The 13,950-nt window shown below is 69.1% G+C and carries 10 protein-coding genes, 1 tRNA gene and 1 pseudogene; 5 read left to right on the top strand and 7 right to left on the bottom strand.

The window, feature by feature from the left end; genetic code table 11:
• Nucleotides 1-25 precede the first annotated feature (25 nt).
• Genes ACFYP5_RS16980 through ACFYP5_RS16970 form a run of 3 tightly spaced genes read right to left on the bottom strand, consistent with a single transcriptional unit; the run spans nt 26 to nt 2,025 of the window.
• Nucleotides 26-874 carry a cytochrome c biogenesis CcdA family protein gene (locus ACFYP5_RS16980; RefSeq protein ID WP_389036073.1) on the bottom strand — a complete coding sequence of 283 codons (849 nt, stop codon included), beginning with the start codon at nt 872-874 and terminating at the stop codon, nt 26-28.
• A complete protein-coding gene (locus ACFYP5_RS16975; protein WP_389036072.1) occupies nt 871-1,632 on the bottom strand; it encodes a DsbA family protein in 762 nt (253 codons plus the stop codon). The genes ACFYP5_RS16980 and ACFYP5_RS16975 overlap by 4 nt, the downstream gene beginning before the upstream one ends.
• 60 nt (nt 1,633-1,692) lie before the next feature.
• Nucleotides 1,693-2,025, bottom strand: coding sequence for a hypothetical protein (locus ACFYP5_RS16970; protein ID WP_389036070.1), 333 nt, complete (start codon nt 2,023-2,025; stop codon nt 1,693-1,695).
• Nucleotides 2,026-2,177: 152 nt separating this feature from the next.
• On the opposite strand from ACFYP5_RS16970, the gene hrpA reads away from it, so the two are divergent.
• From hrpA to ACFYP5_RS16955, 3 genes and pseudogenes are all read left to right on the top strand, one after another.
• Nucleotides 2,178-6,110 carry an ATP-dependent RNA helicase HrpA gene (gene hrpA / locus ACFYP5_RS16965; protein ID WP_389036068.1) on the top strand — a complete coding sequence of 1,311 codons (3,933 nt, stop codon included), beginning with the start codon at nt 2,178-2,180 and terminating at the stop codon, nt 6,108-6,110.
• Nucleotides 6,111-6,225: 115 nt separating this feature from the next.
• A tRNA-Asp gene (locus ACFYP5_RS16960) sits at nt 6,226-6,300 on the top strand.
• 138 nt (nt 6,301-6,438) lie between these two features.
• Nucleotides 6,439-6,574 (top strand): annotated as a pseudogene (locus ACFYP5_RS16955) (DUF6274 family protein); the annotation flags it as partial.
• Between the two features lie 667 nt (nt 6,575-7,241).
• Here the strand turns inward: ACFYP5_RS16955 and bldC are convergent.
• Nucleotides 7,242-7,448, bottom strand: a complete 207-nt coding sequence (gene bldC, locus ACFYP5_RS16950; protein WP_003949541.1) for a developmental transcriptional regulator BldC — start codon at nt 7,446-7,448, stop codon at nt 7,242-7,244.
• A gap of 537 nt (nt 7,449-7,985) precedes the next feature.
• Nucleotides 7,986-8,831 carry a hypothetical protein gene (locus tag ACFYP5_RS16945; RefSeq protein ID WP_389036065.1) on the bottom strand — a complete coding sequence of 282 codons (846 nt, stop codon included), beginning with the start codon at nt 8,829-8,831 and terminating at the stop codon, nt 7,986-7,988.
• A 175-nt stretch (nt 8,832-9,006) separates the two neighbouring features.
• On the opposite strand from ACFYP5_RS16945, the gene ACFYP5_RS16940 reads away from it, so the two are divergent.
• Both ACFYP5_RS16940 and ACFYP5_RS16935 read left to right on the top strand, forming a co-directional pair.
• Entirely contained in the window at nt 9,007-10,089 is a 1,083-nt protein-coding gene (locus tag ACFYP5_RS16940) for a Leu/Phe/Val dehydrogenase (protein ID WP_389036063.1), read from the top strand.
• A 336-nt stretch (nt 10,090-10,425) separates the two neighbouring features.
• Nucleotides 10,426-10,683: a DUF3073 domain-containing protein gene (locus tag ACFYP5_RS16935; RefSeq protein WP_030929682.1), complete on the top strand. Its 258-nt coding sequence runs from the start codon at nt 10,426-10,428 to the stop codon at nt 10,681-10,683.
• A gap of 165 nt (nt 10,684-10,848) precedes the next feature.
• Here the strand turns inward: ACFYP5_RS16935 and purM are convergent, their stop codons facing one another.
• The gene (gene purM / locus ACFYP5_RS16930; protein ID WP_389036061.1) at nt 10,849-11,922 is read right to left on the bottom strand and encodes a phosphoribosylformylglycinamidine cyclo-ligase; all 1,074 of its coding nucleotides are present in this window, start codon (nt 11,920-11,922) and stop codon (nt 10,849-10,851) included.
• Nucleotides 11,923-11,982: 60 nt separating this feature from the next.
• Nucleotides 11,983-13,509: an amidophosphoribosyltransferase gene (purF, locus tag ACFYP5_RS16925; RefSeq protein WP_389036058.1), complete on the bottom strand. Its 1,527-nt coding sequence runs from the start codon at nt 13,507-13,509 to the stop codon at nt 11,983-11,985.
• Nucleotides 13,510-13,950: the final 441 nt, after the last annotated feature.

Genomic DNA, 13,950 nt, shown 5'->3' with positions numbered 1-13,950 from the left:
TCCATCGGATGGGGCCTTCGTCGTGTCAGACCTCTTCCCGGTCAGCGGAGTTCACGTCCCGGCGGCGCCACGCCCGTACCCCGAGAACCAGCAGCACCACCGCGACCGCGGTCACCAGCGCGATAGCGTCCGGTACCTGCTCGCCGATGCGCCCGGCCCACTGTTCGACGGCGAACGAATCGTCCACATCCAGCAGTCCGGGCAGCGCGGTCGTCCCGTCGTAGGCCAGGAACAGCGCGCCGAGCCCGATGAAGAACAGCCCCGACAGCAGGGTCGTGGTGTGCAGTTCGAAGTGGCCGAGCCGGAGGGTCCGACCGCGCAGCCACACCCGGCGACCGAGGTCGAAGCGTTCCCAGAGCAGCGCGAGCAGAAACAGCGGGACGGCCATGCCCAAGGCGTAGACGGCGAGCAGCAGTCCGCCGTAGACGGGGCTGCCGCTGACCGCCGCCACCGTCAGGACGCTGCCGAGGATCGGCCCGGCGCAGAAGCCGGCCAGGCCGTAGACGGCGCCGAGGGCGTAGACCGACACGGCGGTCGTCGGCCTGATCCGGCCGCTGAGCGCGGTGATCCGGCGCGGGGCGAAGCCGAGGCCGACGATCTGCGCCGCGCCGAGGACGACGATCAGCCAGCCGGCGCCGAGGACGAGCTGGTCGCGGTGGCTGTAGAAGAGCCGTCCGGCATACGAACCGGCGGCGCCGAGCGGCACGAGGGTGGTGGCCAGACCGGCGTAGAAGATGCCGGTACGGGCCAGCAGCCGGGCGGCGGAGTCGATGGAGTAGGCGAAGAACGCGGGCAGCAGGAGGGCGCTGCACGGGCTGACCAGAGCCAGCAGACCGCCGAGCAGGGCGGCGAAGTAGCCGATGTCCGGGGTCACTTGTCGGCACCCTTGGCGTCCTTGGTTCGGTCTGCCGCCGCGTCGATCGCCTGGGTGAAGACCTCCACCGACTGGGCGCCGGCGATCGGGCGGCCGTTGATCAGGAACGACGGGGTGGAGGTGGCACCGATCCCGTATCCCTCCTCCTGGTCCTTGCTCACCGCGGCGGACGCGGCGGAACCGTCGGCGTCGCGGGCGAACCGGTCGAGGTCCGCCACTCCCGCCTGCTGGGCGAGGGCCTTCAGCCGGGCCTTGCCGAAGCCCTTCTCCTTGACGCCTTCGGCGTACGCGGCGGCGTGGAACTGCCAGAAGCGGCCTTGCTGCCCTGCCGCCCAGGCGGCGCGCGCTACTGCCTCGGACTCGGCGCCGAAGATCGGGAAGTTGCGCCATTCGATGCGCAGGGTGCCGTTGTCGACGTACTTCTTCACCAGAGCGGATTCGGTGTCGCGGGCGAACTTGCCGCAGTAGCCGCACTTGAAGTCGGCGTACTCGATGAGGACGACGGGCGCGTCCGCCCGGCCCTGCGCCAGCTTGTCGCCGGGGTCGCGGCGGGCGAGCTTCGCCAGTTCGGGGTAGACGCCGGCATCCGGGTCGGCGGTGACCTCGGCGACGTACGAGGAATCGGCAGCCGAGTGGTCCGGGGCGGTGGCCCGGTAGGAGGCGTAGCCGAGCAGCGCGGCGGTGAGGACGACGCCGGTGCCGTAGAGCAGCGGCTTCCTGGCGGACGGCTTCGGCGAGGGCGCTTTGAACGTGGGCATGGCAAGCTCCGTGCTCGTGATGCGGGGTGGTGAGGGGACGGCCGGGTGAGGCGGGGCCGTCTAGACCCGCAGTACGGAGAGTTCCACCGGGTTGGGCGCGGCAGGCCCGGGTCCCCGCGACCCGACTCGTACGGGCGGCCCGGCCGACCCCTGTCCGGCGGGCCGGGGCGCCTGCCCGTGCACCACGCGGGCCCGGACCGGGACGCCCGGCTCGATGCGGTCGCGCGTCGCACCCCTGCCGCGGCCGGGCACCCGCAGACCGTCGGCGGCCGGCGCCGCCACCGCGCCGCCCTGCTGCGACGCCCCGCCGCCCGCCGCCGTCGCGGCCCCGCGGAACAACCCCGGTACGACTGCGAGCGCCCCCGCCGGGCGGCACCATTGCGCACGGGACACGGGGACCAGCTTTCGACTGCGGTACGAAGATCGGTTGCCCGAAATGGTACGTGCTGTGATCCCGGGCTTCCCCACGGTCACCACGGTCGTGACGCAGACCGCGCAAAATATGTTCGCCGTTCCTCGGGCCCGGGTGCGATCCTGGGACCCGTATGTCTACTTCCTTCGTCGATCTCCAGTCCCAGCTCGGACAGCTCTCGCTTCGCGACGCGCACCGGCTCGGCCGCCGCCTCGAAGGGGCGCGCCGGATCCGTAAGCCCGAGGCCCAGCAGGCCGTGCTGGACGAGATCGCCACCCAGGCTGGGAAGGCAGCCGAGCGGCTCTCAGGGCGCGCCGCGCGGGTGCCCGCTCTCTCGTACCCGGAAGAGCTTCCGGTCAGTCAGAAGAAGGACGAGATCCTGGAGGCGATACGCGACCACCAGGTCGTGATCGTCGCCGGTGAGACCGGGTCCGGCAAGACCACGCAGATCCCCAAGATCTGCATGGAGCTGGGGCGCGGCGTCCGGGGCATGATCGGGCACACCCAACCACGCCGGATCGCGGCCCGTACGGTCGCCGAGCGCGTCGCCGACGAGCTGAAGACCCCGCTCGGCGAGGCGGTCGGCTGGAAGGTCCGCTTCACCGACCAGGTGAACCCGGACGCCACGTACCTGAAGCTGATGACGGACGGCATCCTGCTGGCGGAGATCCAGACGGACCGCGAGCTGCTCGCCTACGACACGATCATCATCGACGAGGCCCACGAGCGGTCGCTGAACATCGACTTCCTGCTCGGCTATCTGGCCAGGCTGCTGCCCAAACGCCCCGATCTGAAGGTCGTCATCACCTCGGCGACCATCGACCCCGAGCGCTTCGCCCGGCACTTCGGTGACGCGCCGATCGTCGAGGTCAGCGGGCGTACGTATCCGGTCGAGGTGCGTTACCGGCCGCTCCTCGAAGAAGAGGGCGACGACTCCGACCGCGACCAGATCACCGCGATCTGCGACGCCGTCGACGAGCTCCAGGCGGCGGGCCCCGGTGATGTCCTGGTCTTCCTCTCCGGCGAGCGCGAGATCCGCGACACCGCGGACGCCCTGAACAAGAAGAACCTCCGCCACACCGAGGTGCTCCCGCTCTACGCGCGCCTGTCGCACGCCGAGCAGCACCGGGTGTTCCAGCGCCACACCGGCCGCAGGATCGTTCTGGCGACGAACGTCGCCGAGACCTCGCTGACCGTCCCCGGCATCAAGTACGTCATCGACCCGGGCAACGCCCGGATCTCCCGTTACAGCCACCGCACCAAGGTCCAGCGGCTGCCGATCGAGCGGATCTCGCAGGCCAGCGCCAACCAGCGCAAGGGCCGCTGCGGCCGTACCTCGGACGGCATCTGCATCCGGCTGTACTCCGAGGACGACTTCCTGACCCGCCCGGAGTTCACGGACGCGGAGATCCTCCGCACGAACCTGGCGTCCGTCATCCTCCAGATGACCGCGGCCGGCCTCGGCGACATCGAGAAGTTCCCCTTCATCGACCCGCCGGACCACCGCAACATCCGTGACGGTGTGCAGCTTCTCCAGGAGCTCGGCGCACTGGACCCGGACGAGAAGGATCCGAAGAAGCGGCTGACGCAGCTGGGGCGGAAGCTCGCGCAGCTGCCCGTCGACCCGCGCCTCGCCCGCATGGTCATCGAGGCCGACCGCAACGGCTGCACGCGCGAGGTCATGGTGATCGCCGCCGCGCTCTCCATCCAGGACCCGCGCGAGCGGCCCTCGGACAAGCAGACGCAGGCCGATCAGCACCACGCCCGCTTCAAGGACGAGACGTCGGACTTCCTGGCGTTCCTGAATCTGTGGCGGTACATCCGCGAGCAGCAGAAGGAGCGCGGCTCGTCCAGCTTCCGCCGGATGTGCAAGCAGGAGTACCTGAACTTCCTGCGCATCCGCGAATGGCAGGACATCTATGCGCAGCTGCGCTCGGTCGCCAAGCAGATGGGCATGCAGCTCGAGGAGCCCTCGGCGGACCTGGCCGCGCCCGAGCAGGCGGTGCACACCTCGCTGCTCGCCGGGCTGCTGTCGCACATCGGGCTGAAGGACACCGAGAAGAACGAGTACCTGGGTGCGCGCAACGCCAAGTTCGCGGTCTTCCCCGGTTCGGCGCTCTTCAAGAAGCAGCCGCGGTTCGTGATGTCGGCCGAGCTGGTCGAGACGTCCCGGCTGTGGGCGCGGGTCAATGCCAAGGTCGAGCCGGAGTGGATCGAACCGCTGGCCCAGCACCTGCTGAAACGCACGTACAGCGAGCCGCACTGGGAGAAGGACCAGGCGGCGGTGATGGCGTACGAGCGGGTCACGCTGTACGGCGTACCGATCGTGGCCCAGCGCAAGATCAATTTCGGCCGGATCGACGCGGAGACGTCCCGCGATCTCTTCATCCGGAACGCACTGGTCGAGGGCGACTGGCGGACGCACCATCAGTTCTTCCACGACAACCGCAAACTCCTCGGCGAGGTCGAGGAGTTGGAGCACCGGGCTCGCCGCCGCGACATCCTCGTGGACGACGAGACGCTCTTCGACTTCTACGACCAGCGGATTCCCGAGCACGTCGTCTCCGGCGCGCACTTCGACTCCTGGTGGAAGCACAAGCGCCGCGACGAGCCCGACGCGCTCGACTTCGAGCGCTCGATGCTCATCAACGAAAAGGCCGGGGCCGTCACCAAGGACGACTATCCGGACTCCTGGCGGCAGGGGAAGCTGAAATTCAAGGTGACCTACCAGTTCGAGCCCGGCGCGGACGCGGACGGTGTGACCGTCCATGTCCCGCTCCAGGTGCTCAACCAGGTCACCTCGGAGGGCTTCGACTGGCAGATCCCGGGTCTGCGCGAAGAGGTGGTCACCGAGCTGATCAGGTCGCTGCCCAAGCCGATCCGCCGGCACTACGTGCCCGCGCCGAACTACGCGGGCAAGTTCCTGGACAGGGCCGTGCCGCTGCAGGAGCCGCTGCCGGCCACACTCGCGCGTGAGCTCCAGCGGATGGTCGGCGTCCCGGTCTCCGCCGACGACTTCGACCTGTCCCGGATCCCGGACCACCTGAAGATCACGTTCCGGATCGTCGACGAGCGGCGCCGCAAGGTGGCCGAGGACAAGGACCTGGAGGCGCTGAAGCTCCAGCTGCGCCCCAAGGCCCGTCAGGCCCTCTCCAAGGCCGCTGCGGCCACCGCGGGCCCGTCGGGCGAGTCCATCGAGCGGTCGGGCCTCACGGACTGGACGATCGGCACCCTGAACCGGGTCTTCGAGACCCGGCGGGCCGGGCAGCCGGTCAAGGCGTACCCGGCGCTGGTCGACCAGGGCGAGACCGTGGCCGTACGGCTCTTCGACACCGAGGCCGAGCAGCTGCAGTCCATGTGGCGGGGCACCCGGAAGCTGATCCTGCTGAACATCCCGGTGAACCCGGCCAAGTTCGCCTCGGACAAGCTGACGAACCAGCAGAAGCTGGCCCTGTCCCGCAACCCGCACGGCTCCATCCAGGCGCTGTTCGAGGACTGCGCGACGGCGGCCGCGGACCGGCTCATCGGCGCCCACGGCGGTCCGGCCTGGGACGAGGAGTCGTTCCGGAAGCTGTACGACAAGGTCCGCGCCGATCTCGTCGCACTGACCGAGCACACCGTCGCCCAGGTGCAGCAGGTGCTGGCCGCCTGGCAGGCCTGCGAGCGGCGCCTGAAGGCCACCAACAGCCTCGTCCTGGTCAACAACGTCACCGATGTGCGGAACCAGCTCGCGGCCCTCGTCCCGCCGGGTTTCGTCACGAAGACCGGGCTGCGCAGGCTGTCCGACCTGATGCGCTATCTGGTCGCCGCGGACCGCCGGCTGCAGCAGATGCCGACGGCCGTCCAGCGCGACACCACGCGCATGGAGAAGGTCCACGAGATGCAGGACGAGTACGCCTGGCTGCTCGAACAGATGCCACAGGGCAGGCCCGTTCCGCAGGAGGTCCTGGACATCCGCTGGATGATCGAGGAGCTCCGGGTCAGCTATTTCGCGCACGCCCTGGGCACCGCGTACCCCGTCTCCGACAAGCGGATCGTGAAGGCGATCGACGCCGCGGCGCCGTGACCCGGGCGGCCTCGGCGCCGTGACCGAGCCGCCACCAGGAGTGAGGTCGACCAGACCCTCCAACCTCCTGTACAGTCTGTTTTCGCAGGCAGCCGCAAGGCCGCCGCGAAAACCTGGTCCTGTGGAGCAGTTTGGAGTGCTCGCCACCCTGTCAAGGTGGAGGCCGCGGGTTCAAATCCCGTCAGGACCGCAGTAACGAAAGCCCGGATCCTCAAGGATCCGGGCTTTCGCGTGTCTTGACTCCGGCAACTGCCAACGAGTACTCAGACAAGAGGGACTGCCCCTGTTCCACGGCGCGGGGCAGCGCGTTCCACCGGGGGTGGCGCGGATGGCTGCATCCACGGCGAGGCACGAGACCCGCGCACTGCTGCGCGCCCACCTGGCGGCCGCCTCCGGCTATCGGCATCTCACCCGGCACTGCCCGATCTGCCATCGCCTCCTGCGGCTCGCCATGGAGCCCGGCGCCGACTCCATGGAACCCCTCACGGCCTTCCTCGGGTACGTGACGGCCTCCGGGTCCACGCGCCCCCCTGAACCCCACGACCTGCCCGGCGGGGCGTCAGCGGCCGTTCCGGACACCGCCGGACCCGCCCACGCCTCCGACGCGTCGGCCGACGAGGCGACGGCCGACGAGGAAAGCCTGTCGCCCCATGACCAAGGGCGAGGAATTCCCTTTCTCAGCAGTGGCGGTCGCGATCCTGGCAAGACTCGGACCATGTGATGGGAGTCACTGTATGAGTTTTGAGAAAGGGTGACTTTACACCCTTCCTACAACTGGCGAATTTAATATGTGCAATTGCACTACTCGGACGGGGTCATCGAGGGGCTGCCGAAAGAGCCTCCGCAGGACCGTCCAGCAGGGCCGGCAGGCAGGCCGCAGAGCCGGCACCGGGCCGGAGCCGGAGCCGCCGCACGGTCGATCCCGGATCGCCCCGCAGGGCGACCACCCGCCGTGCGGGCAAAAAAAAGATCGCGCTGGACCCGGCGGAGTCCAGCGCGATCGAACGACGCACCCGTATGACATAGGTATGGCGCCCGTTGGGGCGGACGCCCGTCGTGTGGAGCTATGGGTGGGCAAACACGGGTTGGGGGACCCGGGCAGCCCGGTTGTGGCGCGGCGACAGGGGTGTGTCAGGCCTCGCTGCGCTGCTGCGGAATACCCGCAAGCAGTGCGCGGACCTCTGCCTCGCGGTACCGGCGATGTCCACCGAGCGTGCGGATGGACGTGAGCTTGCCTGCCTTGGCCCAACGGGTGACCGTCTTCGGGTCCACGCGGAACATCGTGGCAACCTCAGCCGGGGTCAGCAGCGGCTCGGCATCAGGGGTGCGAGCGGTCATGAGCGGCCTCCTCGGGAGAACCGAACCATCTCGGTTCTTTCCTCTAAATTCTGCACCTTGACCCACGTTGCCCGAAATGGCGGACGCGGGCCGAGTCGGTTATAGGACGAACGGCTTGTCCTCGGCACTACAACTACACCATCCGTCCAGCCACGTCGGCCAAACCGATGGAATTGCCCTCCCAGGTGTTCATCAGCGACGGAAGCCGATGGACCATGCCATAGCGGACAGTCACACCACCGTGACGATCAGTCACAGAGCGATCAGGGGTCACCAGACCCCCCATAGCGTGCAATGCTGAGTATTCCGCCCATACTTGGGCGGAAGGAGTCCTCCCCGGACTCCTTGTCCTATTTTGGCACGAGGAGTAGGGAAGGGCGCAAGGGCCCAGTTAGTGCTATCCGTCACCCTTGAGGCAAAGGCCCGGTTCAGGACGTAGGTCCTGGAGTCACTGGAGTGCGTTCCCACCCCTTCGCCCTCACCGCTCTCACGAGTCACACGGGACAACGGTTCAAGGCCTGCACGGATCGGCCGGGATCAGTTTGCGAACTGACGGTCCCTCACGGCTCGCCAGCGCTCGGCCAGCCGCCCGTACGCCTCGCCGGCGCCCTCGGAGTCACCGGCCTGCAGCGCCGCGATGCCCTCGGCGACATCCAGGGCCGACCGGTCCTCGGCGAGCTGCTTCGCCGACAGCGCGTGCACCAGGCCGCCGTAGTCCAGCTCGACCAGCGCACGCGGATGGAACTCCTCCAGCCAGCGCCCGACGTCCACCAGCCCCTCGGTCAGCGGGCCCTCGTCGACGCTCTCACGCAGCGTCCTCAGCGCCCGGGCCAGCCGGCGCCGCGCCTGCACCATCGGGGTCCGGTAGCGCAGCACCGGCGCTCCCCCGTCCGCGTCCGCCCCGGTGTGCTCGCGCTCCTCGTCGGCGAAGAGGACGAACCACCGCACCGGGACCTGCCATACCGCGGTTCGAATCCACGGCCGGGCGTCCGGATTGCGCTCCGCCCACCGCTCGTGGTCCGCGACCGCCTGCCCGCGCACCACCGGCGGCAGCACCGCGTCGAGCACCGGAGCCGGGAACATCTCCGCCAGCTCCCCCAGTGCCAGCCAGCCGCGCAGCCGGGTCCGCCACGGACAGACACAGACCACGCCGTTCACCTCGGCGACGAACGCGTCCCCGCTCTCGTGAACCGGCACCCCGACCGGCGGAGTGGCCGCCAGATCCGCCAGCGAACGGCGCAGTTCGTCCTGGGCCGTGGGGGTACGGGCGCGCCCCGCATACCGGGCCCAGTGGGTGCGTTCCGGCTCCGGGAAGGCGGCCAGCGGTTCGTACACCCGTAGGTAGGACGCGTAAGGGACGAGCACCGAAGACACCACCGACATGCAGCAAATCGTGTCACGCCCGTACTCCGCCGGGGGGTGATCCTCGGCACTGGACCAGATCTACGTCCGCGCAGGACTTACGCTCTTGCCCAGTCGGACCGGCCGTGCCGGTCGGTCCGGGGCCCTCCCCACCTTCAGGAGGGTCTCCGCCGCTTCGTACTTGGGAGTCACCACAGTGACCGATGTGACCGACGGCGTCCTGCACACCCTGTTCCAGTCGGATCAGGGGGGCCACGAGCAAGTCGTGCTCTGCCAGGACCGTGCCAGCGGCCTCAAGGCCGTCATCGCCATCCACTCCACCGCCCTGGGCCCGGCCCTCGGCGGCACCCGCTTCTATCCGTACGCCTCCGAGGAGGAGGCCGTCGCGGATGCGCTGAACCTGGCGCGCGGCATGTCGTACAAGAACGCCATGGCCGGTCTCGACCACGGCGGCGGCAAGGCCGTCATCATCGGTGACCCCGAGAAGATCAAGACCGAGGAACTGCTGCTGGCCTACGGCCGGTTCGTGGCCTCGCTCGGCGGGCGTTACGTGACCGCGTGCGACGTCGGCACCTACGTCGCCGACATGGACGCCGTCGCCCGTGAGTGCCGGTGGACCACCGGCCGCTCCCCGGAGAACGGCGGCGCCGGCGACTCCTCCGTCCTCACCGCATTCGGTGTCTTCCAGGGCATGCGGGCCTCGGCCCAGCACCTCTGGGGCGACCCGACGCTGCGTGGCCGGAAAGTGGGGGTCGCGGGCGTCGGCAAGGTCGGCCGCAACCTCGTCGAGCATCTGCTGAAGGACGGCGCCGAGGTCGTCGTCACGGACGTACGCGACGAGTCGGTACGCCGGATCACCGAGCTCCACCCCGAGGTCGCCGTCGCCGCCGACACCGCCGCGCTGATCCGCACCGAGGGCCTCGACATCTACGCCCCTTGCGCGCTCGGCGGCGCGCTGAACGACGACACCGTTCCGGTGCTCACGGCCAAGGTGGTGTGCGGGGCGGCCAACAACCAGCTCGCGCACCCGGGTGTCGAGAAGGACCTGGCGGACCGCTCGATCCTCTACGCCCCCGACTACGTGGTGAACGCGGGCGGTGTCATCCAGGTCGCCGACGAGCTGCACGGCTTCGACTTCGACCGGTGCAAGGCGAAGGCGTCGAAGATCTTCGACACCACGCTCGCCATATTCGCACGTGCGAAGGATGATGGCATTCCGCCGGCCGCTGCGGCTGACCGGATCGCCGAGCAGCGGATGGCCGAGGCCCGCCGCCGCTGACATCCGTCACCGACGGTCGCAGGTGCGTCACCAGGCGTCTTCCCTGCACCTCGGCGCTTCACGGCCCACCGATCCGCCGACCGGCGAGACAAGACTCACGCCGGTCGGCGGGTCGCATGCCAAGAAGAGGTTAAAATCGCAGTTGACCAGCGAGGACAGGGCTTCTTGCTGGTCCTGTTCCGGGGCCTGTGATGCGGGCGGCGTACCGTATGGCCACGGAAGCAGGTACCGTTAAAGCCCTACGGGCACGGTCTCTCTGCCGAGAGTCCGTCCTGAAACATGAACGCGTGTCAAGACTCTGGGGCCGTCGAGCCCCGTCACCGAGGGGGTCGAGCCATGGGGCGCGGCCGGGCAAAGGCCAAGCAGACAAAGGTCGCCCGCCAGCTGAAGTACAGCAGCGGCGGGACTGACCTGTCGCGTCTGGCCAATGAGCTGGGCGCATCGCCTTCGAGTCAACCACCGAACGCAGAGCCGTTCGAGGACGACGACGAGGAAGATGACCCGTACGCACAGTACGCGGATCTGTACAACGACGATGAGGACGAGGACGAGGACGATCAGTCCGGTCCGTCGTCACAGCGCCGCGGCGCTTGACCTCGCGCTGACACAACAACCCGGTTCGGGCTCGCCCGGACCGGGTTTTGTGCTGCCCGGATCCGGCTGACCGTGCCGTCCCGGGAATGCGGACATTCCCGGGACGCCCGGCGATGGAGGGCAGAACCGCGCCGGACGGTTCCGGTGCGTCCTGCCCGGCCCCGCCTACCGCGCGTAGGAACCCGTGAGCTCGGCACCCGTCGCGTGCGTGCCGCGATCCGTGATCTCACCGGCGACCCAGGAGTCGACTCCGCGGTCGGCCAGCGTCGTCAGCGCGACGTCCACCGATTCCGCGGGGACGATCGCGATCATGCCGACACCCATGTTGAGCGTCTTCTCCAGCTCCAGCTGCTCGACCTGACCGGCCTTGCCGACCAGGTCGAAGACCGCGCCGGGCGTCCAGGTGGAGCGGTCGACCGTGGCGTGCAGCCCGTCCGGGATGACCCGGGCGAGGTTGTTGGCGAGGCCGCCGCCGGTGACGTGGCTGAAGCCGTGCACCTCGGTCGTGCGGGTCAGCGCCAGGCAGTCCAGCGAGTAGATCTTGGTGGGCTCCAGGAGCTCCTCGCCCAGCGTGCGGCCGAACTCCTCGACGTCACGGTCCAGCGCCCAGCCGGCCCGGTCGAAGACCACGTGGCGGACGAGCGAGTACCCGTTGGAGTGAAGTCCGGACGACGCCATCGCGATGACCGCGTCACCCTTACGGATACGGTCCGGGCCGAGCAGCCGGTCGGCCTCGACCACGCCCGTACCGGCGCCGGCGACGTCGAAGTCATCGGGGCCGAGCAGGCCCGGGTGCTCGGCGGTCTCGCCACCCACCAGGGCGCAGCCGGCCAGGACACAGCCCTCGGCGATGCCCTTCACGATGGACGCGACACGCTCGGGGTGCACCTTGCCGACGCAGATGTAGTCGGTCATGAAGAGCGGCTCGGCGCCGCACACGACCAGGTCGTCGACGACCATGCCGACGAGGTCGTGGCCGATGGTGTCGTACACACCCATCCGGCGGGCGAGGTCGACCTTCGTACCGACGCCGTCGGTGGCGGAGGCGAGGAGCGGACGCTCGTAACGCTTGAGCGCCGAGGCGTCGAAGAGGCCGGCGAAACCGCCCAGGCCGCCAAGGCCCGCGACTTCGGCGCGCTGCGTCTTCTTCACCCACTCCTTCATCAGCTCGACGGCACGGTCGCCGGCCTCGATGTCGACGCCCGCTGCCGCGTAGGAAGCACCTGTTGTCTCAGACATTGCCTGGGATCTTTCGTGTGGAAATACGGGGCTGATGGCAGGGCTGGTGTGCCTGGCCGGTCACGGACGACGCAGCGCGTCGGCCGCGGCGGTGGCCGCGGGGCCCGCCGCCAGCTCGGTCTCCAGCAGCTGCTTGCCGAGCAGCTCCGGGTCCGGGAGCTCCATCGGGTACTCACCGTCGAAGCAGGCGCGGCACAGGTTCGGCTTGGCGATCGTCGTCGCCTCGACCATCGCGTCGAGCGAGATGTACGCGAGCGAGTCGGCACCCATCGACGTGCAGATCTCGTCGACCGTCATGCCGTTGGCGATCAGCTCCGCGCGGGTCGCGAAGTCGATACCGAAGAAGCAGGGCCACTTCACCGGCGGGGAGGAGATCCGGATGTGGATCTCGGCGGCGCCGGCCTCACGGAGCATCCGGACGAGTGCGCGCTGGGTGTTGCCGCGGACGATCGAGTCGTCGACGACCACCAGACGCTTGCCCTTGATGACTTCCTTGAGCGGGTTCAGCTTGAGGCGGATACCCAGCTGGCGAATGGTCTGGGACGGCTGGATGAAGGTCCGGCCGACGTACGCGTTCTTGACCAGACCGGCACCGAACGGGATGCCGCTGGCCTCCGCGTAACCGATGGCGGCGGGAGTGCCGGACTCCGGAGTCGCTATGACCAGATCGGCCTCGACCGGGGCCTCGGCGGCCAGCTTGCGGCCCATCTCCACGCGGGAGAGGTACACGTTGCGCCCGGCGATGTCGGTGTCGGGGCGGGCCAGGTAGACGTACTCGAAGACACAGCCCTTGGGCTTCGCTTCCGCGAACCGTGAAGTGCGCAGGCCGTTCTCGTCGATGGCGACGAGTTCGCCCGGCTCGATCTCACGGACGAAGCTGGCGCCGCAGATGTCGAGGGCGGCGGATTCCGATGCCACCACCCAGCCCCGCTCCAGCCGGCCGAGGACCAGCGGGCGGATGCCCTGCGGGTCACGGGCTGCGTAGAGGGTGTGCTCGTCCATGAAGACGAGCGAGAAGGCGCCCTTCACATCGGGAAGCACCTTCGCGGCGGCCTCCTCGATGGTGAGCGGCTTGCCGTCGTCGTCGGTCTGGCCGGCGAGCAGGGCGGTCACCAGGTCGGTGTCGTTCGTCGCGGCGACCTGGGTGGCGCGGCCGTCCTTGCGGGGAAGGTCGGCGACCATCTCGGCGAGCTGGGCCGTATTGACCAGGTTGCCGTTGTGACCCAGGGCGATCGAGCCGTGCGCGGTCGCACGGAACGTCGGCTGCGCGTTCTCCCACACCGAGGCACCGGTGGTGGAGTAGCGGGCATGACCGACCGCGATATGGCCCTGGAGAGATCCCAGAGAAGTTTCGTCGAAGACCTGCGAGACCAGTCCCATGTCCTTGAAGACCAGGATCTGGGACCCGTTGCTCACTGCGATGCCCGCGGACTCCTGTCCACGGTGCTGCAGGGCATACAGTCCGAAATAGGTGAGCTTGGCGACCTCTTCACCCGGAGCCCAGACACCGAAGACGCCACAAGCGTCCTGGGGGCCTTTCTCTCCGGGGAGCAGGTCGTGGTTGAGTCGTCCATCACCACGGGGCACGCCACCGAGTGTAGGCGAGATCGACCACTGGTCCGAATTGGGGACGCCTCGCCGGAGCACCTGGGAAGAGCGTCGCAACGCCGTTCCCGGGGTCGATCAAGGAGTCACGGACAGTGATGACTCTCGGCTGGGGGCGGGCTGCGGAGGCAGGGGAGGGGCCGCGGGGCGGTCGAGGCCCGGCCTGGCGGCGGGTTGCCGACCAGTTCCGGCCATGAGGCCGTCACGGGGCTGCAGGGCCTGGTGCGCGCTCGGCGAGTCGGTCGACGGGTCCGGGAAGGCGCTGGCCGAACGCTCGTTTCGTGGTGAGCCTCACACCGGACGAAGGGCCGACAGGACGGTATGCGGCCTTCTCCGCCACCACGCCGCGGTTCCCGGATCGCACGAGTCCGGGTTTCGGATCTCTGCTCCACGGCGCGTCGGCGTCCGGAGTACGAGACCGGC

It is taken from the genome of Streptomyces sp. NPDC005262, assembly GCF_042872425.1.
Classification (GTDB): Bacteria; Actinomycetota; Actinomycetes; order Streptomycetales; family Streptomycetaceae; genus Streptomyces.
This window is presented reverse-complemented; position numbering and strand designations above follow the sequence as displayed.

What these genes read in the sequence shown, in the direction of transcription:
- bldC (WP_003949541.1), bottom strand. Translation starts at nt 7,448, where the DNA reads ATGACCGCTCGCACCCCTGATGCCGAGCCGCTGCTGACCCCGGCTGAG.
- ACFYP5_RS16935 (WP_030929682.1), top strand. Translation starts at nt 10,426, where the DNA reads ATGGGGCGCGGCCGGGCAAAGGCCAAGCAGACAAAGGTCGCCCGCCAG.
- ACFYP5_RS16975 (WP_389036072.1), bottom strand. Translation starts at nt 1,632, where the DNA reads ATGCCCACGTTCAAAGCGCCCTCGCCGAAGCCGTCCGCCAGGAAGCCG.
- ACFYP5_RS16945 (WP_389036065.1), bottom strand. Translation starts at nt 8,831, where the DNA reads ATGTCGGTGGTGTCTTCGGTGCTCGTCCCTTACGCGTCCTACCTACGG.
- hrpA (WP_389036068.1), top strand. Translation starts at nt 2,178, where the DNA reads ATGTCTACTTCCTTCGTCGATCTCCAGTCCCAGCTCGGACAGCTCTCG.
- purM (WP_389036061.1), bottom strand. Translation starts at nt 11,922, where the DNA reads ATGTCTGAGACAACAGGTGCTTCCTACGCGGCAGCGGGCGTCGACATC.